The organism is Salegentibacter mishustinae, assembly GCF_002900095.1.
GTDB classification, from domain to species: Bacteria; Bacteroidota; Bacteroidia; order Flavobacteriales; family Flavobacteriaceae; genus Salegentibacter; species Salegentibacter mishustinae.
Window position 1 is genome coordinate 2,140,427 of record NZ_LLKN01000002.1, and the last position, 24,694, is coordinate 2,165,120.

The 24,694-nt window shown below is 38.2% G+C and carries 20 protein-coding genes; 2 read left to right on the forward strand and 18 right to left on the reverse strand.

Annotated features, from left to right (window positions below):
* Positions 1-157: 157 nt before the first annotated feature.
* From APB85_RS12430 to APB85_RS12495, 14 genes are all read right to left on the reverse strand, one after another.
* Positions 158-4,948 carry a T9SS type A sorting domain-containing protein gene (locus APB85_RS12430; RefSeq protein ID WP_057481401.1) on the reverse strand — a complete coding sequence of 1,597 codons (4,791 nt, stop codon included), beginning with the start codon at positions 4,946-4,948 and terminating at the stop codon, positions 158-160.
* Positions 4,949-5,389: 441 nt separating this feature from the next.
* The gene (locus APB85_RS12435; RefSeq protein ID WP_057481400.1) at positions 5,390-6,112 is read right to left on the reverse strand and encodes a response regulator transcription factor; all 723 of its coding nucleotides are present in this window, start codon (positions 6,110-6,112) and stop codon (positions 5,390-5,392) included.
* 3 nt (positions 6,113-6,115) lie between these two features.
* Positions 6,116-7,687, reverse strand: coding sequence for a sensor histidine kinase (locus APB85_RS12440; RefSeq protein WP_057481399.1), 1,572 nt, complete (start codon positions 7,685-7,687; stop codon positions 6,116-6,118).
* Positions 7,688-7,754: 67 nt separating this feature from the next.
* Complete coding sequence (gene coaE, locus APB85_RS12445) at positions 7,755-8,345, reverse strand: dephospho-CoA kinase (RefSeq protein WP_057481398.1); 591 nt, start codon at positions 8,343-8,345, stop codon at positions 7,755-7,757.
* Positions 8,342-9,298, reverse strand: a complete 957-nt coding sequence (locus APB85_RS12450) for a CdaR family protein (RefSeq protein ID WP_057481397.1) — start codon at positions 9,296-9,298, stop codon at positions 8,342-8,344. Before APB85_RS12450 ends, coaE begins: the two co-directional genes overlap by 4 nt.
* Positions 9,291-10,298 (reverse strand): glycosyltransferase, encoded by a 1,008-nt coding sequence (locus tag APB85_RS12455; RefSeq protein ID WP_057481396.1) that lies wholly within the window; start codon positions 10,296-10,298, stop codon positions 9,291-9,293. Before APB85_RS12455 ends, APB85_RS12450 begins: the two co-directional genes overlap by 8 nt.
* A gap of 379 nt (positions 10,299-10,677) precedes the next feature.
* Complete coding sequence (locus tag APB85_RS12460) at positions 10,678-11,505, reverse strand: enoyl-ACP reductase FabI (RefSeq protein ID WP_057481395.1); 828 nt, start codon at positions 11,503-11,505, stop codon at positions 10,678-10,680.
* 123 nt (positions 11,506-11,628) lie between these two features.
* Positions 11,629-13,281, reverse strand: a complete 1,653-nt coding sequence (gene recN / locus APB85_RS12465) for a DNA repair protein RecN (protein ID WP_057481394.1) — start codon at positions 13,279-13,281, stop codon at positions 11,629-11,631.
* Positions 13,282-13,631: 350 nt separating this feature from the next.
* The gene (gene porD, locus APB85_RS12470; protein ID WP_057481393.1) at positions 13,632-14,519 is read right to left on the reverse strand and encodes a type IX secretion system protein PorD; all 888 of its coding nucleotides are present in this window, start codon (positions 14,517-14,519) and stop codon (positions 13,632-13,634) included.
* The gene (coaBC, locus tag APB85_RS12475; protein WP_057481392.1) at positions 14,512-15,717 is read right to left on the reverse strand and encodes a bifunctional phosphopantothenoylcysteine decarboxylase/phosphopantothenate--cysteine ligase CoaBC; all 1,206 of its coding nucleotides are present in this window, start codon (positions 15,715-15,717) and stop codon (positions 14,512-14,514) included. The genes porD and coaBC overlap by 8 nt, the downstream gene beginning before the upstream one ends.
* Before the next feature lie 5 nt (positions 15,718-15,722).
* Positions 15,723-16,055 (reverse strand): DNA-directed RNA polymerase subunit omega, encoded by a 333-nt coding sequence (locus tag APB85_RS12480; protein ID WP_057481391.1) that lies wholly within the window; start codon positions 16,053-16,055, stop codon positions 15,723-15,725.
* Between the two features lie 13 nt (positions 16,056-16,068).
* On the reverse strand, positions 16,069-16,896 hold the full coding sequence (locus APB85_RS12485) for an outer membrane protein assembly factor BamD (protein ID WP_308429999.1): 828 nt from the start codon (positions 16,894-16,896) through the stop codon (positions 16,069-16,071).
* Between the two features lie 311 nt (positions 16,897-17,207).
* Positions 17,208-18,086, reverse strand: a complete 879-nt coding sequence (gene dapA, locus APB85_RS12490) for a 4-hydroxy-tetrahydrodipicolinate synthase (RefSeq protein ID WP_057481389.1) — start codon at positions 18,084-18,086, stop codon at positions 17,208-17,210.
* 205 nt (positions 18,087-18,291) lie between these two features.
* Complete coding sequence (locus tag APB85_RS12495) at positions 18,292-18,990, reverse strand: hypothetical protein (protein WP_103294462.1); 699 nt, start codon at positions 18,988-18,990, stop codon at positions 18,292-18,294.
* 203 nt (positions 18,991-19,193) lie between these two features.
* On the opposite strand from APB85_RS12495, the gene APB85_RS12500 reads away from it, so the two are divergent.
* Both APB85_RS12500 and APB85_RS12505 read left to right on the forward strand, forming a co-directional pair.
* Positions 19,194-19,952 carry a 5'-nucleotidase C-terminal domain-containing protein gene (locus APB85_RS12500; RefSeq protein WP_057481387.1) on the forward strand — a complete coding sequence of 253 codons (759 nt, stop codon included), beginning with the start codon at positions 19,194-19,196 and terminating at the stop codon, positions 19,950-19,952.
* Positions 19,953-19,956: 4 nt separating this feature from the next.
* Positions 19,957-20,865: a bifunctional metallophosphatase/5'-nucleotidase gene (locus tag APB85_RS12505; protein ID WP_057481386.1), complete on the forward strand. Its 909-nt coding sequence runs from the start codon at positions 19,957-19,959 to the stop codon at positions 20,863-20,865.
* Between the two features lie 38 nt (positions 20,866-20,903).
* Here the strand turns inward: APB85_RS12505 and ligA are convergent, their stop codons facing one another.
* From ligA to APB85_RS12525, 4 genes are all read right to left on the reverse strand, one after another.
* A complete protein-coding gene (gene ligA / locus APB85_RS12510) occupies positions 20,904-22,898 on the reverse strand; it encodes an NAD-dependent DNA ligase LigA (RefSeq protein ID WP_057481385.1) in 1,995 nt (664 codons plus the stop codon).
* Between the two features lie 14 nt (positions 22,899-22,912).
* A complete protein-coding gene (locus APB85_RS12515) occupies positions 22,913-23,581 on the reverse strand; it encodes a VOC family protein (protein WP_057481384.1) in 669 nt (222 codons plus the stop codon).
* An 11-nt stretch (positions 23,582-23,592) separates the two neighbouring features.
* Positions 23,593-24,195, reverse strand: coding sequence for an LOG family protein (locus APB85_RS12520; RefSeq protein WP_057481383.1), 603 nt, complete (start codon positions 24,193-24,195; stop codon positions 23,593-23,595).
* Between the two features lie 127 nt (positions 24,196-24,322).
* Complete coding sequence (locus tag APB85_RS12525) at positions 24,323-24,694, reverse strand: hypothetical protein (RefSeq protein ID WP_057481382.1); 372 nt, start codon at positions 24,692-24,694, stop codon at positions 24,323-24,325.

Below are 24,694 nucleotides of genomic sequence, written 5' to 3' on the forward strand. Positions count from 1 at the left end.
TGACGAAGTACTCGATACATCCCGACTCGCCTCGGGCCACTCAAAGTGACGAAGTGCTCGATACATCCCGACTCTCGTCGGTACACTCGAAGTGACGGAGTGCTCGCAATGACAAGAAAAAACTACCGGCTATCAATTACAGACTACTGACTACAGCCTACTGACTAATAATCACCCTTTTTACCACTACTCCTTCATTGGTAAAGATCTGCAGGGTGTAAACCGATGATTCTACGCCTTCAATAGTCATTCTGTAGAAACGGGCGATGTCTTTATACTCTTTCTGCAGAATAAAGCGTCCCCTGGAATCGAAAACACGCACCTGTTCTACTTGCATTCCTTCCGGGGTGGCGATGGTGAAAGTTCCGTTATTGGGATTAGGATAGATAAATAGAAATTCCAGGTCTTCGTTATCGGGAATTTCGCAAGCTTCCCCGTTAACTCTCACCTCAATATTTTTTTCGGCTATATTCCCATTTGCGTCTTCTACCTCAACATTTACCGTATTTAAACCTACATCTTCACAATTAAAAACCGACTTACTAAAACGGTAAATGAATTGCTGACCGCAATTATTTTCAGCTAAAACATCATCTTCTTCCAAATAAGCAAAACCTTCATCACCTAAAGTAAGTTCTACAACATCTGTATTGATAAACGGCGGAATTTCATCCCGAACTTCAACATTTATTGAACAGCTGCCGGTTTGTGCGCCGGAATAATCCAATTGAATTTGCACCATACCAAGGTCGCTACAACTAAAGTTTAACCTGCTCGCCTCCAGGGTTAGTCCGCTGGCATTACCGGTGTAAAGCTCCTGCAGACTTAGCATAGCTTCGCCATTTTCATTAAGGCTAACCACCACATTTTCGCGACACTCAAATTCACCCGAATTTTCATCTACCACTTCTACCGTGGTCTCGCAGGTATCCATATTTCCGGCATCGTCCCTAACCGTTAAAGTTATAGGCACTTCTCCAATATCGGCGCGGGTAAAATTAATTTGACTTAAAGCCATGGAAACAATTCCGCAGTTATCGGTAGAATTATTATCAAGCATTTCGGGAGCAAGAGTAGCATTGCCACTTTCATCTAAATTCACTACATAACCCGATACGCAATTCGCTACCGGGTTTTCATTGTCTACGAGGTTTACCATAAAAAAGCACTCGTCGGTTTCGCCATTTAGGGTAGCCGTAAGCTTTACCTGGGTATTTTCGTTTATCACGGTGCCTTCCGGAGGGCTCTGGGTAATAGTAGCTCCGGGAAGACTTACTTCGGCAGTATCAGTATAATCCGGTAAGGTGAAACTACAATCTTCATCCGGACTTACATTTTGATCTATCTGGCAAAAAATATTAAGCACATTGGCTTCAGTAAGCTGCAATTCAAAACTGCAACTGGCCACCTGCTCGTTAGCATCTTCAGCAAAAAGTTGTACCGTAGTGTCTTGATAGATAATTTCACCAGCTTCGGGTTCCTGCCGGAAACTTACTTCCCCGCAGTTATCAGAAAAAGTGGCCCAACTTTCATAATTAGGAACTTCAAAACCTGTTTCGGGATCAAAGTTTTCTGTTTGATCTCCCGGGCAGGAAATATTGGGTGGTAACAGGTCTACGATATTTATTGAAAAAGTGCACTCTCCTACAAGATTATTATCTTCTGCATTTATAACTTCCAGAGTAACCACAAGTGTTTCTCCAAAACGTTCTTCGGTTTGCTCAAAACGAGGCGTAAAATTTTCGGTTTCTACCAGGTAAGAATAATCGGGAATAACATTAATCTCACAATTTTCGTCCAGCCTGAGGTCCGGAATATCACCCTCAAAACATGTATAACCGGGTTCAGTAGATTGGTCGTCTTCTGCTAAAATCTCTATAGACGTTGCACATTCATCGGTATTTCCGGCAGCATCCTCTACAAATAGAGTTATATTTTTGATGCCGGGAGTTGTAAAAGTATCTTCGGAAAGCCTCCTGGCGATCTCACAATTATCTTCGGAATTTAGATCTATGGCCGATGGCGAAATTGTAACACTACCATTTTGTAATCTAAATTCCCGTCCCGGTGCTACACAATTAGCCTCTGGAAAGATAGGGTCTATTACTTCCACTCCTGCAGAGCAGTTACTACTTAAACCCGTCACAGGATCTGTAGCGGTTAAAGTCACGGTGTTTGCTCCTAAATTAGAACAGTCAAAATTCTCCTGAGACAAACTTAATTCTAAATCATCTCGCTCTCCATTATAAACCTTATTAACATCCAAAATGGCCTGTCCGTCTTCATCCAGAAAAATTTCCTGGTTTATACATTCTATTTCGGGAGCAGAAGGGTCTGTAAAGTTTAAAATCACTTCAAAATTACAGTCTACTGAAACTCCCCGATCATCAACTGCGCTGAGAATAACAGTTGTATTTTCGTCTACCACAGTTCCTGCAACTGGACTCTGCGTTACATTAATATTACCGCAACTATTTGCCAAATTGGCTAAATTGGTATAGTCAGGTATTTCAAAGGTATCATTGGCATTAGCATCTTCCGTTTGATCTCCAGGGCACGAAATTGCTAAAGCCGGACGCTGATTGGTAGCCTCAACTATAAAAGTACATTCCCGGGTTTCCCCATCAAGTTCTGCTGTTAAAGTGATCTCTGTATTTTCGGTTATAAAAGTTCCTTCCTCCGGAAATTGGGTTACCGTTGCTCCCGACGTAAAATTAGCATCATCGGTATAATCTGGAAGTTCGAATTCACATTCGCCTTGAAAATCTTCAGTCTGATCATCAGGGCAATCTATAAAAAGTTTTTCCTGAAAATTTAAAATCACTTCAAAACTACAGTCTACTGAAACTCCCCGATCATCAACTGCGCTAAGAATTATGGTTGTATTTTCATCAATCTCAGTTCCTGAAACTGGGCTCTGCGTTACATTAATATTACCGCAACTGTTTGCCACATTGGCTAAATTGGTATAGTCAGGTATTTCAAAAATATCATTAGCGTCAGCATCTTCTGTTTGATCTCCAGGGCACGAAATTGCTAATGCCGGACGCTGATTGGTAGCCTCAACTATAAAAGTACATTCCCGGGTTTCCCCATCAAGTTCTGCTGTTAAAGTGATCTCTGTATTTTCGGTTATGAAAGTTCCTTCCTCCGGAAATTGGGTTACCTTTGCTCCCAACGTAAAATTAGCATCATCGGTATAATCTGGAAGTTCGAATTCACATTCGCCTTGAAAATCTTCAGTCTGATCATCAGAGCAATCTATAAAAAGTTCTTCTTCAACCACCAAATCAAACGTGCATGCTTCAGAAATATTTCCGGTTTCATCGGTAGCGCTTATGCTTACTGTAGTCGTTTGGGTAATAGTTTCTCCAACTTCAGGAGTTTGGCTATAAGTTAGGTTTTCTACACCGCAATTATCATTAAAGCTCACTTCTCCATTTTCAATGTAATTTGGGATTACAAAACCGCTTGGAACTGTTATATCATCTTCAATGCAAATATCTCTAACCGGTTTAGTTTGATCCCATGTGGCAATAAAAGTATCTCCGTTGGCCGGAGTATTATTACATTCTGCATCTTCACCAACATTTGCACCAACACTAGCTTCTGCCGGAATACATTCATCAGTAATTTCTAGGTTTGCAGTAAAGGAATGTGGTAAACGGTTATAATATTCAATATCTACATCTACCTGTGCAGCTATCACATTAGAGCCACTAAAAACCGTATTATGAACTAATAAGGAACTGCAATTATTTAAAGCAAGATCAACCGGAAGATCAACCTCATTTTTAATAGATATTCGATAATTATTATTCTTGTCAAATACATCAATATTAAAAATTTCACCGTTAGCATCTATACCAGCTTTTATACTATTAAATACAATTGAAGCCTGAGCCGGATCAATTGTGAGAATATCCGATAAATTAATATTTTCACCAAAATCGGCCACATAAATAAAACCATAATCATCAATCACTATGCTACCTGGTGATTTTAAATTTTCGTCTTCTAAAACATCTAAAAATATTTCATTTTGAAATGTACTTACATCAAAATATTGAACACGTCCATTTCCCTCATTATCACCAAGATCAGCTATATATAAAATTTCATTATTAACAGCCAATCTATATGGGCTTTTTAACTTATTATCTCCACTTCCAAAAAACTCATCAAATTGGCCATTATCGTAGTAAATTTTTATTCTACTCGGCTCTGTAACCCCGCTATCAGTCCCATCGTAATAATCTGCTACATAAAGATTATTAAATTCATCAAAAGCTAATCCTATCGGACCATAAAACTGATCTTTTCCGCCTCCTCGTCTTCCCTCTCCGAGATATTCGTCGAAAAGTGGATTTCCATTTTCATCAAAAACTTTTACTCTTCTATCTTGAATTCGATTGTCGTTTTCATCTTCATAAGTTCCATTATCAGCAATATAAATTTTATCATCATTACTGATTGCTAAATCGTATGGGGCTGTTAAAAATTCCGCATCAATAAAATCTTCCAATTCTCCATTTACCAATTGTTTTACTCCTTCGCCTTGGGTTAGTATAAAAACTTCGTCGTTACTATTAACATCAATTGAAATGATAATTTTCTCAAATTGAAATAAGAAAAAATTACTTAAATCAACTGAATCAAGTCTTTTGTAATTTGGTGGATCTACAATAAAATCCGTAAGATCTCCATTATCCGTATTAATATCTCCCTCTTCAAAACCATTAATTGGTTCTTCAAATTCAAAAGTTAAAGGGATAGTTTGTTGCTGAGTGAAAACAGGACCTTCATCACCGTCACTAGAAATAGTAACTCCCTGCCCAAATCCAAGCGTAAAATTCAATAAAAAAATAAGGAGAAAAAGGCTGGTGTTCCGGTATAAGGGTAGTAACCGAAAAGTAAAAGTGAAGTTTGTAGGGTAAAGTTGCTTCATAACCGGAAATTAGCGCCTCCGGCAGTAAAGATAAAACTTGTGGTGGGAAAGCTTTAAAAATTACGTTAATTCTACGGTTTCCCGTAATTTAAAAGCAGCATAAAAATACCAGGCCAGGTAGTGGCCGGGAAGGTTTTGTAAAGAATTCCGGGTAGGAAAACAATGAGAGTAGCTTTTTTGCTAAAGCCTATCCTACACGTCAGGCATTCGTCTAAGTATCGTCATGCGGCCACGATAATTCGGGGACCACGTCATCCTGAACTTGTTTCAGGATCTAAGTTGTTGGTATTCCAAACATGCTAGATGCTGAAACAAGTTCAGCATGACGATAGTACGACCCGCGTGGTGCTGAAATAAATTCAGCATGACGATAAATCTTAAATGGACTAAATATACATTTAAGCCACTCTCATTATTCCCGGAAACTGAAAATCACCTCGCTTATGCTTCGGCGTTTTCCTGGTTTTTAACCACCAATCTAAATCCTTCGCCGTGAATGTTTAGAATCTCTACATTCTCGTCTTTCTTAAGGTATTTACGCAGTTTGGCGATATATACATCCATACTTCTGGAAGTAAAATAGTTGTCGTCTCTCCAAATTTTGGTAAGCGCCAATTCCCTTGGCATCAAATCGTTTTCGTGCAGGGCAAGCAAACGCAACAATTCGTTCTCTTTTGGAGATAGTTTTTGTGCTTCTTCGTCTTTAAAAGTTAAGAATCTCAACTTAGAGTTTAAATGAAAAGCACCGATCTCGAATTCAAATTGCTTAGAATCTGCAACGCTATCTGTAGCTTTACGCTGCATAATAGCTTTAATCTTCATAAGCAATACTTCGCTATCAAAAGGTTTGTTCAGGTAATCGTCTGCACCAACTTTATAACCTTTAAGCACGTCTTCTTTCATCGCTTTGGCGGTAAGGAAGATAATTGGAATTTCTTCGTTCTTTTCTCTTATCTCCTTAGCCAGCGTAAAGCCGTCTTTGTAAGGCATCATAACATCCAGGATACAAAGGTCGAAATCGTCTTTTTTAAACTTTTCAAATCCTTCCATTCCATTTTTGGCGTGCGTTACTTCGTAATCGTTCATCGCCAAATAATCTTTTAAGACAGTTCCAAAGTTTGGATCGTCTTCTACTAACAAAATTTTCTTGTCTTCAGTTTCCATATATTAAGATATTAGAGGTAATTTAATTATAAATGTGCTTCCTTTTCCTTTTTCGCTTTCTACCGAAACCTGTCCGTGGTGGTCTTCTATAATTCGCTTGGCATAAGCCAAACCTAAACCGTGACCTTTCACGTTATGGATATCGCCGGTATGTTCGCGATAAAACTTTTCAAATATTTTCTTTTGAACCAGTTTACTCATTCCTGTTCCCTGGTCGCGAATCTTAAGAATGATGTAGTTCTTTACATTTTCGGTATAAATATCAATCTTAGGCTCGTCTTCAGAGTATTTTACGGCGTTATCCAGCATATTCACGATCACATTGGTAAAATGGTCCTGGTTGGCTAAAATTGAAGAGCGCAGGGCTCCAAAATGGGTTTGTACATACCCGCCACGATCTTCTACAATAAGTTCTATGTGGGTAATGGCGTCTTCTACAATTTCGTGTAGTTGAACTCTTTCTTTTTTAAGATCAAGCTCGTTCTTTTCCAGCTTAGAAATACGCAATACATTCTCTACCTGGGCGTGCATTCTCTTATTTTCGTCCCTAATCATTTTAAGATAGCGCTTTTTCTTTTCTTCGTCGCTACTAATCTTAGGGTTTTTAATCGCGTCTAAAGCCAGGTTGATGGTGGCGATAGGCGTTTTAAATTCGTGCGTCATATTATTGATAAAATCGGTCTTTATCTGCGAGATCTGCCGTTGTTTTATCAATTGTGATAGGGCGCTGGAATACGCAATCACAATAATTAGCGTAAATATTATAGAGAGTGCCGCCATTAAAGTTACAGATGAAAGCACTACTTTTTTCTTTTCGGTAAAATTTACCAGTAACTGGTAATTGCTATTCCCCAGGTCGTCTGCAAAAAGCGGTACGCCGTAAGTGGCTGGATGACTTAGTGAAAAATCATCACTATGTAAATTCGTTGAAATACTATTGCTATACACGCCATACTCAAATTCTGAAGCGATCTCCCGGTTGCTTAATTCTTTTGTTAAGAGCGTTTTTATAGTTTCTTCGCTTACTCTTTGGTGCAGTGGTAACCTGCTGGTATGATCGGCAATATATTCTTTCAGCAAATTCTTCTCATATTCGTCCATACGAATAATACGCTCTATTTGCTGTTGTGAACTAAGGCTGCTGCCATCCAAATTATTGCGACTATTTACAATACTGGTCACCTTTTTATTGATAAGCTTGGTGAAGGGGATACTATCTCTTGCCGATTCTATAAAACCCGAAGAAACCTTATAATCTTCTTCCAGGATCGCATCAGAATGAAACAGGGTTTGATTCCTTAACTTATTTTGATTTACGTAAGAATATTCGGTAATGGTAGAAGATTCTAATCGGCTATTAGTGCTATCGGCATCCTTAAATTTCATCCAGTAATCTTCAATTTCCTGGTTTTGAATTTCGGAAGCTACGCGTAAAAGCACCTGTTTAACATCGTAGGTAAACTGCTCTTCTTTATCATCTACAGTACTCTTAATCCAGTATCCCTGAACGAAAATAATGCCAATAAGGGAGAGGCTCATTAAGATTACAAGAAGTAAGAAAAGCTTTTTATTCATGTGGCCAAAAGTAATATTTTAACATTTAGGGCTTCAAGCGTTTAACCAAATGTTAACAAAACTTCTGCTAATTTTTACCTCGTTTTAAGATAATCTCGTGTAATTCGTCAACACGAGTTCTGGTAAGGGCTAAATCGTGATTTTCTATTTCAAAATCGGCCAGTTTTTTCTTGCGTTCGTCACTCCATTGTTTAGCCATTCGGGCTTCAATTTCTTCCAGCGTGCTTTGGTCCCGTTGCCGTAATCTTTTAAGCTTTTCTTCTTTGCTGGCGGTAACCAGGATATTTAGATCGCATTTCTTATAACCGCCGGCTTCAAAGAGAATGGCGGCTTCGTAAAGCACATAGGGTGAATTTTGCTTGCTATGCCAGTTTTCAAAATCTTTGGCTACCGCAGGATGAATTATCTTATTTAAAGCATCCAGTTTTTCTGATTCCTTAAATACTACGGAAGCGATGTGTTTGCGATTGGGCGATTTCCCGGTGTATGCATCTTCACCAATTAATTCTATTACTTTTTCCCTTATTTCTGCTGAAGTTTCTAGGAGGCGTTTCCCGGCATCGTCTGCAATATAGACCGGTACGCCTTTTTCTTTAAAAAAACCAGCCACGGTGGTTTTCCCGCTGCCAATTCCGCCGGTAAGACCTACCACCATCATCGCTTTATTACAAATTGAATTTTACGCTCGTTAAGCCGAAGATTTCTTACAAAAGAGGGAGATTTAACGATGCTGGCAATTATAAAATCATCGCCTTCATCTATATCATTAAAATCACAAACCACTCTAAAATTTTCGGCTTCCACCATTTCATATTGCCTTAAATTCACCTGGAAATAGACTAAAACCTCTTTAGGGAATATAGAAATATTGGTATTCTCGGGCAGGTTCTTAATTTCTACCGGCACTGTAACGCTCCCTTCGGTAAATTTCTCTACTTCCTGGCTATAGGCAACCTCTGTGGTATAAAAGCTGAGCATCCCCAGGTTTGAGGTATCTACTTTTACGCTACCCGAAACATTAGATTTTATATTATTGATCTTTAAATAAACGGTATTTAGACTTTGTAAAGTATCAATAATCCCCTCGGGCCCGCTTACCTTTATGGAGTCGGGGCTTAATTTCACTTTCTCGCTAGCCGAATATCCAACCGCATAACTTAAATTGATTCTAGGATTGAGCTTAACCTTTTTTTCTTTTTTAGGCTGAAAATCAATAAAAAGATTGTCTTTAATAAACCTGGCTCTTTCAAAATCGATATTTACCTGGTCTTCCAGGCTCTCACGGTTAGCTTCAAAATTATAAACCAGCGCGCCGTTTTGTGTAGAAGCTTTCCCGAGGTCTAACTCTACTTCGGGTCTAAAGATCTGGTAATACCAGATAGCAAAACCCTTATCCTGGATCCTTAATTTTAAATTCTCGGGCCTTTCTTTAGAGATACTTTTATCTAAGGGGATATTCACGTAAGAAACGGGAATATCTATTATTTGCGTATATTCTTTAGAAATTTGCACCGAAAACCATATAAAAGAAGAAAACAGCAAAAAGAACCCAAAGGTCTTTAGACTGGATCTTTTTATTGAAATGCGTTTGAATTTTAAGTTTTTAAGCATTTTTAAAGAATAAATTCGGGAATTTGCGTTCCGGATCTTGTTTTAAAACTTGAATATACCAAACCGACTTTATAAAACCGTTACCATAGCCAAAAAATTGTACCAGGGCGGCATAAACTGCCAGCAAACCAATTCCTAAACTTTTATTTTTAATTGTAGCATGAGTGCCAATAAGCATAAAATATAAGGCATATAATAGAAATAGCCACCAAAATTCCAGTGCTGCAAGAATAATGGCAGTTAAAAGACCAAAAGTAAAAACCGTCGGAAACCAATACGTGATCTTAGCCGAACCCGGGTGCCACTTATTGAGAATAGGCCGTACGAGTCCGAATTTTTTGACTTGCATATAAAATTTAGACCAGTCAATTCGGCGTTTATGAAAAACCACAGCATTAGGAATTAAACACAATTTAAAACCCAGTTTTTTAAGCCTAAGGGAAAGGTCTGGATCCTCACCGGGATGAATCTGGCCAAATCCGCCTGATGCTTCAAAAGCTTTTTGGGAAATCCCCATATTAAAACTCCTGGGTTGAAAATCGTTAACCGAAGACTTCTTGCCACGAATTCCCCCGGTAGTAAAAAACGAGGTCATGGTATAATCTATGGCTTTTTGCGTATTGCTGAAAGAAGGATGTGAAGCATCTGGCCCGCCAAAACAATCGCAGTAATTTTTCTGAAGGAATTTATCTACTTCCAGCAGGTAATTTTGCGGGAGTAAAACATCTGAATCCAGAATAAGGCAATAATTGCCTTTTGCTTTTTTCATCCCAAAATTTCGGGAATCTCCGGGCCCAGAATTAGGTTTAAAATAATAGCTGATATTCAGTTTCTTCTGAAATTCTTCTACGATCTCCTTTGAAGTAATACTGGAGCCGTCTTCTACAATTACGATCTCATAATCTCGGTAAAATTGCAGCTGAAGCATACTTTCCAATAATTCCCTTACCTCTTCCGGGCGGTTATATACGGGAATTACAAAGGAATATTCCAGAGCCATGCTTTAATTAGAATTTGAAGATTTTAAATTAAATATTTCTTCTTATCGTCACCCTTTAACTTGTTTCAGGGTATAAGTTATGAGAACTTTTATTCATACTAGACGCTGAAATAAATTCAGCGTGACGTTAATTGTGAACTCTTTATTCAAAATCAATATCACGCTGAAACTACTTTTCTACTTAGCCTGAACTGGTTTTAGTGCTTGCTCCGATTTCATCGGAGGTCTAAGTCGAGGAAAAGTTTATATCATGCTAAATGCTTAAATACCCCGAATTCTCGGAGCAGCATCACGTAAAAAAAAAGTCACCCTGAACTTGTTTCAGGGTATAGGCTCTGTTAAAATCCTATTTATGAAACAAGTCCAGTGTGAAGAAATTTTACTTCTCTTCCTGCCCTTTTACAAAAGACTCCATCACTTCCTGGCTTACTCCCATATTTGAGAAACCACCATCGTGGAAAAGGTTTTGAAGCGTTACTTTTTTAGTAAGATCAGAGAACAAGCTCACGGTATAATCGGCGCACTCTAATGCAGTGGCATTACCAAGCGGCGACATTTTATCGGCATAAGCGATAAATCCGTCAAATCCTTTTACACCCTGTCCAGCAGTAGTTGGGGTTGGCGATTGTGAAATAGTGTTCACTCTTACTTTATGATCTTTTCCGAAGAAATAACCAAAACTACGCGCTATAGATTCTAAAAAGGCTTTATTATCGGCCATATCATTATAATCTGGGAATACACGTTGTGCGGCCATATAGCTAAGCGCTACAATACTTCCCCACTCGTTCATCGCTTCTTTTTTGTAAAGCACCTGCATGGTTTTATGGAAAGAAACCGCAGAAATATCCCAGCCTTTTTGAGTAAAATCGTAGTTCTGCTCGGTATAATGATTTCCTTTTCTCACGTTTACCGACATCCCGATAGCGTGAAGTACGAAGTCAATTTTTCCGCCTAGAATTTCCATAGATTTTTCAACCAGGTTTTCCAGGTCTTCAATTTTAGTAGCATCGGCAGGAATAACTTCAGAACCGGTCTTTTCAGCCAATTCTTTAATAGTTCCCATTCTTAGGGCGATAGGAGCATTGGTTAAAACAAATTCCCCGCCTTCTTCTTTAACACGTTCAGCAGTTTTCCAGGCGATAGAATTCTCATCTAAAGCGCCAAAAATAATTCCTTTTTTTCCTTTTAACAGGTTATATGACATAGTGATATATTTTTCTTGGTTGTTAGCCCATAAATTAGCTCTGCTCTTGATAATTTAATGGGAAAATTATTTAAAAACTCTATTATCGGGTAAATATAATAAAATTAGTTTCGGAACATTGTCTTAATCTAAAAGTGCACGTGCGTGAGCCCGCGCCGATTCTCCAATATTTTTGCCACCAAGCATCATCGCCAGCTCCTCTACCCGCTCGCCATCTTTTAGTTCTTCGATCTTGGTGGTAGTAGCATTAGCTGAATCTTCTTTAAAAATTTTAAAATGACTATTTCCTTTCCCGGCAATTTGCGGCAGGTGGGTAATTGCAATTACCTGCATAGAATTCCCCATGCGCTGTAAAATCCCCGCCATCTTTTGGGCGATATCTCCGGAAACCCCGGTATCTATTTCATCAAAAATTATTGTGGGCAGTTTACTTTGCGCTGCCAGGATACTTTTTACGGCCAGCATAATCCTTGAAAGTTCCCCGCCAGAAGCCGCTTTTTTAATTTCCTTAAAATCTCCGCCTTTATTCGCCGCCAGGTACCAGAATAATTCATCCTGCCCGTTAGCGAGAAAGCTTCCTGATTTTTTAAGTTCTATTTTTAATCGGGCGTTGGGCATCCCCAGGTCGTCCAATAAAGTCTCGGCTTCCTTGATAAAAGTCGGGATAATTGCCTTTCGTTTTTCGTGAAGTTTTGCAGCAACAGTTCCCAATTTGGTTTCTTGTTGTACAATGGCTTTCTCTAATTCTGAAAGTGCATTTTCGGCATTTTCACTTACCGAAACTTTTTCCTGCAATTCCTCTTTTATTTGTAGTAATTCGGCAATATTTTCTGCGGAATGTTTTTTCTGTAAATTATAGATCAACTGAAGCTTTTGATTGGTAGCTTCCAGTTCTTCAGGATTCGCTTCTACCCTATCTAAGGCATCGGTTACTTCAGTAGAAAGATCGTCCAGCTCAATAATTACACTTTCAATACGCTGATGTAAATTTTCATAATTTGAAGATAAACTGGCGATTTTGGCTAAAGCAGTGCGAGCCTGTTTTAAGCTGTCTAAACTTCCTATTTCTTCCTGCTCCAGCAAATTTAAAGCTGAACTCAGGTTTTCGGTTAACTCTTCAACATTACTCAGTTCTTCGTAACGGGTTTCCAGCTCTTCCTGCATCCCGTTTTCTAAACGTGCTTCTTCAAGTTCGTTTAGCAAAAACAAGTTATAATCGTATTCCTTGGTAGCCTGTGCCTGTTGTTCTTTTAATTCAACAAGTTGTTTTTGTAACTTTTTATAGGCTTTAAGTTCGGTTTTATATTCCAGGAGTAAAGCATCGCTATTAGCAATAGTATCGATTACCTGGAATTGGTAATCGTTATTTCCCAAACTTAAAGTTTCGTGCTGACTGTGAATATCTATTAAATACTCTCCTAGTTTATTAAGAGAAGTCAGTTTTACCGGCGTATCGTTTACAAAAGCCCGGGATTTCCCTGAAGCCAGAATTTCACGCCTAATAATGGTGTTTTCTTCATAATCCAGATCTTCGGTTAAAAAGAAATCTTTTAGCCTGTAATTAGAAATATTGAAAGAACCTTCTATCACGCATTTCTTATCGGCATCGCGAATACTTCCGTAGTCGGCACGGTTACCTAAAAGGAGACCAAGTGCGCCCAGCATAATAGATTTACCGGCACCGGTTTCTCCCGTAATAATGGTAAAACCTTCTTGAAGTTTAATATTGATATCTTCAATTAAGGCGTAATTTTTTATGGATAGAGCTGTGAGCAAAGTGAACTAAATTTGGGCTAAATATACGGGAGAAATTATTCCTAATCAACAATAAACTTTGGGTAAACCCGGAAGTTATATCAAAAGGAAAAAATTCGATTATACAGACGTTTGCTAAAGAAATAATACTTTTTAAATTAATATCGATTTCCCTCATAAAAGTTAATTTATGAAAAAATCGTCATGCTGAACTTGTTTCAGCATCTAACACGAATAGTACCTACCCAACTTAGACCTCCGACAAAAATCGAAGCAAACTCTGAAACCAGTTCAGGGTGACGTCTGAATTTTAAAGTATGAGTGTTTACGAATATTCAACTTTTAAACCGCGACGATCGAGTAAAAATCTATTATTGAATATTTCTCCAGTTTCGGGCATATCGCGGTGCCAGGCTACTTAAAGTTTCGCTAAAACGAGGGCGATTAATATCTGGCCCTCCGCTAAAGATCTGGGTTACTTCATCGGCTTTGGCATCAAAGAAAGTTCTAACCAGCAAAGAATTTGCCCGCCTGGAATTCATAGTGGTTAAACCTTCTATCGCATCTGCAATAGCTATTTTCCCGACTTCAGGATCTTTATGCATTACATCTAATCCCTGGCGATGATATTGATACAAAGCATTGCGATACTCGGTAAACATATTGGAAAGCAGATCGGAATTTAAACGAAAACGAGAGCTTTGACCATCGGCGCCACTCCAACCGGTTCTACCGCTTTGTTGCGCAAGATTTACAATTCGATTGGCTTCCTGGTAATACTCGGTGCCGCCTTCGGGTGCGAAGGAATCGGCGTCCATTCCTAAAATGGTATATACATAAAAAGAAACTACAGAAACCAGGTTGCTGGAATAAGAGTTTTGACTATAATTTAAAGGCTGATACTCCCTGTAATTAAAACTGAATTGATTATCATTAAAGTTAAAAATTGGGCTCACCATTCCAGACCCGTATACCGGCCTTGAAGATTGCACCTGGATAGTTCCACTAAAAGACTCACCTTCAAAATCATTTATGGTGATGAACATACTGCAATTAATGCGTTCTCCCGGCTCGAATTCTTTATCGGTCCAGGAAGTTTGATTTACAAATTCCCTAAGCGAACTTTCTAAAGTTCTAAAAACAGAAAGGTTACTTTGCCCTGTTTGCTCGGTATTGATCACTATTTCACAGTTGAGTTCTTGGGCGACAGCAAAAGGCATCCCAGCCACTAAAAGAATAAGAAATAGCAATTTACGCATCTAACAAATGTACAATTTCGTTTAAAATATCGGCTGCAACCTCGGCCTTAGATTTTAGATCAAAAGCCTTTTCAGAATCTTTATAAACCAACGTGATCTTATTGGTATCCTTTTTAAAACCGGCGCCGGCATCGTTCATAGAATTCAACACGATAAAATCGAGATTTTTCTTAAGCAGTTTTCCCCGGGCGTGTTCCAATTCGTTATTAGTTTCTAAAGCAAAACCAATTAGTTTTTGATGGGTTTTCTTTTTCCCCATCGATAAGAGAATATCCTGGGTTTTGGTAAGTTCCAGGCTTAGGTTTTCTTCGGCCTTTTTAATTTTTTGCGCCGCTACAATCTTTGGCTTATAATCTGAAACCGCTGCAGCAGCAATAGCCACATCTACATTTTCGAAATGATTATGTACGGCAGTGTACATTTCTCTCGTACTAACCACTCTAATTAGGTTGATCTTTGGATCATCCATATCCAAATGTGTAGGACCGGAAATAAGGATTACCTCAGCTCCAAGTTCAGCGGCCTTTTTAGCGAGCTCAAAACCCATTTTACCGCTGGAATGGTTTCCAATAAAACGAACCGGATCTATAGCCTCGTAGGTTGGACCGGCGGTAATTAAAATTTTCTTTCCCTGCAGAGGTAAGTTTTCAGAAAAATAAGCTTCCAGAAATTCGATAATCTCTTCCGGTTCTGCCATTCTCCCCTCGCCTTTTAAACCACTGGCAAGTTCACCGGTTCCTGCGGGGATCATGATATTTCCGTAGGACTTAAGGCTCTTAAAACTATTTTTTGTGGAAGGATGCTTATACATATCCAAATCCATTGCAGGTGCAAAGAAAACCGGACACTTCGCTGAGAGATAGGTTGCGAGCAAAAAGTTGTCGCTGTTCCCCGACGCCATTTTAGATAAGGTATTGGCTGTGGCAGGGGCCAAAACCATAAAATCGGCCCATAGGCCGAGTTCTACATGGTTGTTCCATTGCTCATCTTCATCATCTTCTGTAAAAGAAGAAAAGACCTCGTTCTTAGAGAGGGTAGAAAGTGTAAGCGGAGTAACAAATTCTTTGGCAGCCGGCGTCATCACAACTTTTACCTGTGCACCGGCTTTAATAAACAAGCGTACTAAAAATGCAGATTTGTAGGCAGCAATACCGCCACTTATGCCCAAAAGCACTTTTTTGCCTTTTAGTACAGACATCTTAATTAAGCTTCTGCTTCAGAATCTTTGGTGTTTCGGTAATAGATTTTACCGTCTAACCATTCCTGCATAGCAAGTGCATGTGGTTTTGGAAGTTTTTCGTAAAACTTAGAAACCTCAATTTGCTCTTTATTCTCAAAGATCTCGTCAAGACTGTCATTATAGGTAGCAAATTCGTCAAGCTTCTCCAATAATTCTTTTTTGATCTCAGAATTGATTTGGTTTGCTCTTTTTGCAACCACAGAAATAGCCTCGTATATATTATTAGTTGGCTCGTCTACCTTGTTCTTATCGAAGGTAATTGTGTTAATTGGTGCGTCTGTCTTTTTAATATCCATCTTTCTTCTACTATTAAAAATTTTGTAAGCGTGATTTTATATCTTCTGCTGAAGCTTCCATAGGCTCAATATACTCGCCTTCCGGATAATACTTTTTGTAAGTTTGGTAATATTCCAGCGCTTCTCTAAGGCGCTCTTCCATTAAATCCCTAAAACTATTAATAGCTAATCGGTAAGCCGAATCGAACCTATAATAATGCGCGCCTTCTCTAAAGGGAGACCCGGGATTATTAGCTAAAAAGTTTGTAAACGAAGTGATAGCAGCCCGGTAATTTCCGGCTCTTGCTTCTCCCGTTAAATGATATTGTTTGGCAATTTCGTATTCCTTTTTTTCCAGTTTTATACGCAATTCAGCTGCCATATCGTTGGCTTCCTCTACGTGTTCCCCTTCCGGATAAGTATTTAGATAAGCCTGAAGTTCTGCAACTGCCTTATCGGTATCGGTTTGATCCAGAGCATAATTGGGGGAAAGTTCGTAAAAACTTCTTGCCTTTTTAAACGCTGCCTCTTCTACTTTCTCACTATTAGGATAAGATTGCTGAAAACGCTCAAACTCGTATGAAGAAAGGTAATAATCGCCCAATTCATAATAAGTGTTCGCAAACAAAAAGCTAAGCTTTTCTCCCTGGGGTTTCCCGCGATATTCCGGAACAATTTGTTCAAACAACCTTAAAGCTTTGCGATATTTACGTTTGTCGCCTTCTTCCTGGGCTTCGTTATATAACTGCTCGGCATAGCTATATTTCTTTCCGCTATCATCGCTTTTAAGTAATTCCTGATATTCCCCGCAGGACACTGTTAGCATTAAAACTGCCGCTAATAAAATTGCTTTCTTCATCATTTGTAAAAACATCTGGCAAAAGTACATTTTTCTTCAGTATAAAAAAAACTTTGTGTACCCGCCTTAAATAACCTTTTAACTCCTTATTATACTGAAAATGGAAAAATGAAAGTACTTGCTGAAAAAATAAAACTATCTGAAAAGCTTTTAAACCGTCATTCTGAATTCATTTCAAAATCTAAGATGTTGATATTCAAAACATGTTAAAAGCTGAAACAAGTTCAGCTTGACGAAACCAGACTTTATAGACAGTCTCTAAAATTAGTTTTTAAAATTTACTCGATAATCGAGACTTAAATACCCCCGCTCGTTTATTTAAAATTTTTCAGGAAATCTTCAATTTGCTGTTGAAGTCCTAAAGTCGCTTTTACCAAAGGTAATCTTAGGTGATTTTTAATGCTTCCTTTTTGAGCGAGCAAAGCTTTAATTCCGGCAGGATTTCCTTCTGCAAAAATTAGATCTATAGATCGCTGCATTTTATAATGAAGCTCATAAGCTTTAGCCGGTTTCCCTTCTAAACCAAGTGAAACCATTTTAGAAAATTCTGCAGGTATTCCCTGCGCGATTACCGAGATTACACCTTTTCCTCCGGCTAAGGTCATAGGTAAAGTAAGCATATCGTCTCCCGAAATAACAAGGAAATCTTTTGGCACCAGGCTTATTAATCTCATAGCCTGCACCATATCCCCGGCGGCTTCTTTCACACCGATAATATTATCAAAATCTCTAGCGATTCGGTTTATAGTTTCCGGAAGCATATTTGAAGCGGTTCTTCCCGGCACATTATAAAGAATTAAGGGCAGTGGTGAAGCAGCAGCTACAGCTTTAAAATGCTGGTAGATGCCTTCCTGGGTTGGTTTGTTATAAAAAGGCGAAACCGAAAGTATAGCTTCAAATCCTGAGAAATCGCCGGACTCTAGCTCGTCGCATACCACGCGCGTGTTATTTCCCCCAAGACCTAAAACCAAAGGCAGGCGTTTATTATTCTGTTTAACTACGGTATCTATTACAAGTTGTTTTTCTTTTTTATCAAGACTGGCACTTTCGGCGGTTGTACCTAAAACCACCAGGTAATCTACTCCACTTGCGATCTGGTTTTCCACCAGGTTCTCCAGTGCTTGCACATCTACAGATAAATCTTCCTTAAAAGGAGTTATCAAAGCTACACCGGTACCAATAAATGACTTCATTCTATTTTTTGTTTTGATGATAATCGAAAATTATTGCCCTATTTCCTGAAAAGAGTGAAAAATGCAAAATTTTCGGGCAGCAAATGTATTGATTTTGCCAATTTCAGAAAGTAAAATTCACTTCTGGTTTTCAAATGAAGCACATATTTAACAGCTTTGATTTTTCTGTTAAAAAATAAACAGAATTAAAACATCTTTGAGGAAATTACACAAGGTTCATCAGGCGAAGTTTACGCTCTGGTGTGAGGAAAAAGAACAGGCAGAATAACAGGCCGGTAAACCAAAGAAAATTACCTGTTATTAGAATGGCAGAGTCTTTTAAATAGAAATGTGCCGCATCTCTAAAGACATCAGCGAATATAAAAGCCAGCACCAGGGTAATAAAATAAACCGATTTCTTTGAATAGGAGTTTAAATAATAAATAAGCGCTACAATACCAAGAATAAGCAAATTAAGGTAATAAAATATATAAATTCCAAACTCCAGGTCACTACTCATATAACCTTTTAATTCAATAACGTGCGTCAATAATAAATAGGTATTTACACCAATTAGCAAGATAAAATATACAAGTATGGTTTTAGTAGCAGTTTGCCGTTGTGTATGCTGAAAAGCTTCCCTGCTTAAGCCAAAATAGGCACCCATATAACATAACAATAAAAGAAGTTCTAAGTTAAAGCCCGGGAAGGTTAAGCAGATTATTTGGGCTAACAAGAAGAAGCTGAAAAATATAATTGCATTATAAGCTGGTTTTTTATTACGCTTTAAATAAATAGTAAAAACCCCCAGAATAAATATAAGCTGAGTGGCCCGCATTAACCAATCAATATCTCCTATGGTGGCATATAAATTCACCCCCAATAGCGGAAACAGAAGTAACAATAAACACTGAAAAAGACTCATTTCCATTAAATTGCGAGCCGAAAATATAAAAATATTACGGCTATATTTATATTTTTTGCATTAGCATTGCCGTTTTTGAGATCATGCAGGATTTTTTCGATATAATGCTCGATTTTTTCGCTGAATTACTGCCGAATTTTGAAAAGCAAAACTTTAGTTCAGCCAGATAATCTATTTATCTTTGCTTTTTTAATAAAATTTAAATGAAAGAACTCCGCTTAAGTATTTATCTGTTACTAGCCATAATCGTTCTAAGCTGCAAAGGAAATTCGATTAAAACTGCTGAAATTAAAGGCCAGCGCATCGCTATAGACGAAAAGATTGAAGCAAATGCTGAAATAGAAGAATTTATACAGCCCTTTAAACAGCATTTAAACAAAACTTTAGACAGCACCCTGGCTTACAATCCCCGCGCTATGGTAAAAAGTGACGGCGATCTAAATACTGCGATAGGGAATCTAATGGCCGATGTGGTTATGGAGCAAGCCGGCTCTGTTTTTAAAAGCAGAACAGGAAACGAGATAGATATGGTTTTGCTTAATCACGGCGGAATTAGATCTGGCCTAAACAAAGGAAATATTTCTACCCGAAGTGCTTATGCCTTAATGCCTTTTGAAAATGAAATCGTGGTAGCTGAACTTTCCGGAGAAAAAATTAAAGAAATGCTTACTTACCTGGAACGAGCAAAAACCGCTCATCCCGTTAGTGGAATCCAGATTGAAATGGATCAGGATTACAAAGTTACCAGCGCAAAAATAAACGATGAAGAGATTGATGAAGATAAAACCTATTTTGTAGCTACTTCAGATTATTTGCAGCAAGGCGGCGATAATATGAGCTTTTTTAAAAATCCAATCGAATTGTATAAAGTAGACTATAAATTGCGAAATGCTATTATAGATTACTTTAAGAAAGTAGACACCTTAAAAGTAGATAAAGACAATAGGTTTATAAGAAAGTAAAGAGATGAAAAGAAGAAATTTTATACAACAAACCTCAGCAGCAACTGCTTTTATAGGAATTGGTGGCTTAAGCTCACTTTCATTTAAATCAAATTACAAGAAGCATATTACCATTCTGCACACCAACGATGTGCATAGCCATATAGAACCTTTTGGACCCGATGATTCCAGGAATCCTAATATGGGTGGAGTGGCCAGGCGAGCGACTTTAATTCAGCAGATTAAAAATGAAAACCCGAATACATTATTATTAGATGCCGGGGATATTTTCCAGGGAACCCCTTACTTTAATTTCTATGGCGGTGAACTGGAATTTAAGCTGATGAGCAAGATGAAGTATGATGCAGCCACCATTGGAAACCACGACTTTGATAATGGGATAGATGGATTATATGCGCAACTTCCGCATGCCGAATTCGATTTTATCTCTTCCAATTATGATTTCAGCAATACGGTGATGGACGGGCACACCCACGATCATAAAATTTTCACTAAAGACGGAGTGAAAATTGGGATTTTTGGTTTGGGAATTGAACTACAGGGCCTGGTGAACGACAGTCTTTACAAGGAAACAAAATACCTGGATCCTATAGAAATTGCGCAGGATCAAAGCCGAATTCTAAAACAAGAAAAGAATTGCGACCTGGTTATTTGCCTTTCGCATTTGGGCTATAAATACAGCAGCGATAAAATTTCTGATATTAAACTAGCGCAAAGCACCGAGAATATAGATCTCATTATTGGCGGCCACACCCATACTTTTCTTGAAAAACCAACTGTAGAGACCAATAAAGCCGGCAAAAAAGTTTTGGTGAACCAGGTGGGGTGTTACGGACTTTTCCTGGGCAGAATTGATTTTTATTTAGACGATAAAAATAATATTGAAACAAACGGAGTCAAGATTGAGGTTTAAATTTTAAAAGTTTAAACCTCGATCTTTTTTTGAATAAGTTACTCAAGCATCTTTAAAAACTCGTCTTCGCTCACAATTTTAGTTCCTAGTTTTTCGGCTTTTGCCAGTTTGCTTGGTCCCATATTTTCGCCTGCAACCAGATAATCGGTTTTTCCTGAAATAGAGCCGGAAACTTTTCCGCCATTATCTTCTATCATTTTTTTGAGTTCGTTCCTGGAAACTTTTTCAAAAACCCCGGAAATCACAAAAGTATTTCCCTCAAGTAAATCGCTCTGGTTTTCCAGTTCTTCGGCAGCAATTTCCAATTTGAGTCCGTAGTCCTTTAAACGCTGAACGATTTTCCTGTTTTCTTCGGAAGCAAAAAAATCGGTTACACTTTCGGCGATTCGTTCTCCTATTTCGTCAACCGCCGTAAGATCTTCGATTGAAGCCGAAGCCAGGGCATCTATATTTTCGTAATGTTTTGCGAGTTTTTTAGCTACGGTTTCGCCCACATATCTTATTCCAAGAGCAAATAAAACCCGTTCAAAAGGAATTTCTTTAGATTTTTCAATTCCACTAATCAGGTTTTCCGCCGATTTCTCTGCCATTCGTTCCAGCGGAAGAACATCTTCTTTTTTCAGGGTATAGAGATCTGCATAATTGGTGATTAAATTAGCATTCACCAACAAAGCCACGGTTTCACCACCCAGGCCTTCAATATCCATTGCTTTTCGAGAAATAAAATGCTGGATTCTTCCTATAATTTGAGGCGGACAACCATTATAATTAGGGCAGTAATGCTGAGCTTCCCCTTCCTTTCTAATTAATTCGCTATCGCATACAGGACAGGTTTCGGCATATTTGGTTTCAGGAGTTTCCGGATCCCTTTTGGTAAAGTCAACCCCTACGATCTTAGGAATAATTTCACCGCCTTTTTCTACAAAAACGGTATCTCCTTCGCGTACATCCAGTTTCTCAATCTGGTCGGCATTGTGTAAAGAAGCCCGTTTCACCGTGGTTCCGGCTAATTGTACCGGCTCAAGATTGGCAACCGGAGTGATTGCTCCTGTTCTCCCAACCTGGTAAGTAATCTTATTTAGCTTAGTGCTTTCCTGTTCAGCTTTAAATTTATAAGCCATTGCCCAGCGCGGGGATTTAGCGGTATACCCTAATTCATCCTGTTGGTCAAAACTATTTACTTTCACCACTACCCCATCGGTTTCGTAAGGTAAATCGTGGCGGTGCTGGTCCCAGTAGTTTACATAATCCAACACTTCTGCAATACTATTTTTTAACTCGGCTTCAGGCGGAACTTTAAAGCCCCAATCCCTGGCTTTTTCCAGGCCTTCAAATTGTGACTTTACCGGTAAACTATCAGCCACCAAACTATAGAGCAGGCAATCTAAAGGCCTTTTCGCGACCTCTGCACTATCCTGGAGTTTTAAACTTCCAGAAGCGGTATTTCTTGGATTAGCATAAGGTTCTTCCCCGGCTTCTACTCTTTCGGCATTCATTTTTGCAAAACCTTCATAGGGCAAAACAATTTCGCCCCGAATATCAAATTTCTGCGGAAATTCGCCCTTCAGTTTTAAAGGAACAGATCTTATGGTTTTTATATTATTAGTCACATCATCTCCCTGAAAACCATCCCCACGGGTAACCGCGCGTTTTAATTTACCATCTTCATAAGTCAGGCTAATAGAAGCGCCATCGTACTTTAATTCGCAAACATACTGTACTTTACCACCAATAGATTTTTCGATTCGCTTTTCCCAGTCTTCCAATTCTTCTTTAGAGTAGGAATTTGAAAGCGAATACATTCTATAATCGTGAACTACAGTCTCAAAATTTTTAGTTATCGCACCACCTACACGACGCGTGGGAGAATTAGGATCATCAAATTCAGGATTTTTTTCTTCCAGCTCCTGCAATTCTTTCAGCTTCATATCAAAATCGTAATCGCTGATCTCGGGCCTATCTTCTATATAATATAAATAATTATGGCGGTGTAATTCTTCGCGTAACTGCTTGATCTTTTCTTCGGTACTCATAAAAGGTTGGTAAGTTATTGCTGAGCTTTTAGTTTATCGTTTTCAAAAACAAGGGAGTGCTTTTTTCCCTGTTGCGTAAATTCCATTTTAAATTCAGATTTATAGGCTTTATCATCTGTAGGAAACCAATCTTTAAGCTTTTGGTTTATGGTGATGAGCAAACCTTCGTCATCACCAATAGCACAAAAACGCTCAAAATCGCCATCATATTTTTCTAATTCAAAGTTGGTATGTAGAAAGTCGAATTTCTCCTTAATATTTTCAGTTACCAGTCCAACTTCACTAATTCCTAAAATACTTTTTTCTGAAAATAATGCCGACTCCGGTTTACTCAAACTTTCCCGGGAAATGAATTCAATAATATTTTGGTCTCTATCGTAGAAATAGAGTGATTTTGCACTCCAGTCTAAAAAATCTATAATTTCCTGTCCGTTTCCTCGTAAAACGGGAACCCTTTCTTTTACCCATTCCAGGGCTTCGTTATGTTGATTATCGGGAACATGAAATGCGATATGATAAGCTGTTGCGTTTTCTTTCTGCTGAAATCTTAAAGTGGAATATCCGGTTTCAACTTCAAAATAATCATCGCTATTATCGGTGACCTTTAGATTTAAGGTATCGCGATAAAAACGCAGTTGTTCTTTTAAATTCCCGCTATATATTTGAAGTTTCTGGATTTTCATAATGTTTTAATTTAGGTCTGATCTTTATTCATCCATTTGGGAACCGGCATAGGTTTAAAATTATGCATTTTTTCCAGGAGCTCCTCTATATTTTCAGCGATAAGCAAAAGATCAAAGTTCTCTTTTCTAAGCAAACCTTTGCGAACCATTGTTTTAAGCATCGCGATAAGATCGTCGTAGAATCCGTTGATATTTAGAAGCCCAATGGGATTTTGATGCAGCCCCAATTGACCCCAGGTTACGATTTCAAAAAGCTCTTCGAAAGTTCCAAAACCACCAGGAAGTGCTATAAAACCGTCACTTAATTCGTGCATTTTCAACTTTCGCTCGTGCATATCTTTAGTAGTGATCAATTCGGTTAAACCGGTATGTACCACTTCTTTGGTTTTCAAAAAATCTGGAATTACCCCAATTACTTCACCTCCATTTTGCAGTGTTCCGGCAGCTACCTGCCCCATTAAACCAAGTTTACTTCCACCAAAAATGAGTTGAATATTTTTTTGCGCTAAGACTTTACCTAAGCGATAAGATTCGGTATAAATCTTTTCATCATTACCTTCGCTGCTTGCGCAAAAAACAGCAATTCTTTTGAGTTGATTCTTATTATTTTCCAAATCGTTTCTTTTTTATTCTAAAAATTATATTACAAAAGGAACCTTTAAACTTTACCCCAGAAAAGTAAAAATAATTCCAATTTATTAAGCCGTAACGCGATTTTCCAATACAACGCAGTCTAGCTATTTAATAGTAATGTTCTGTACTAAAGTAGACTGTATCCCTTTCAATCTCAAAGATTATTTTATGACTCATTGCAGCCCCATTTGAAAAATATCCATTCATATACTTCTCAATTTCTTCATTTTCTCTTTTAAATTCCAGGATATAACTTCCATCATTTTTATCAGTATCCATTTTTAGAAATCCGGAAACTGATTTGCCTGATTCCACTTTATTGAAAATTGAAGTTTTAGAACCATCGGTTGTTTTAATCTGAACCTTATTTAATGTCCTGCCCGTATTATTTTGAATTTCAAAATCAACTCCGGTTCCTTCGAAAAAGCTACACGAAGTAATGACCAGACCACAGATTATTAGAATTATAAAGTTTCTCAT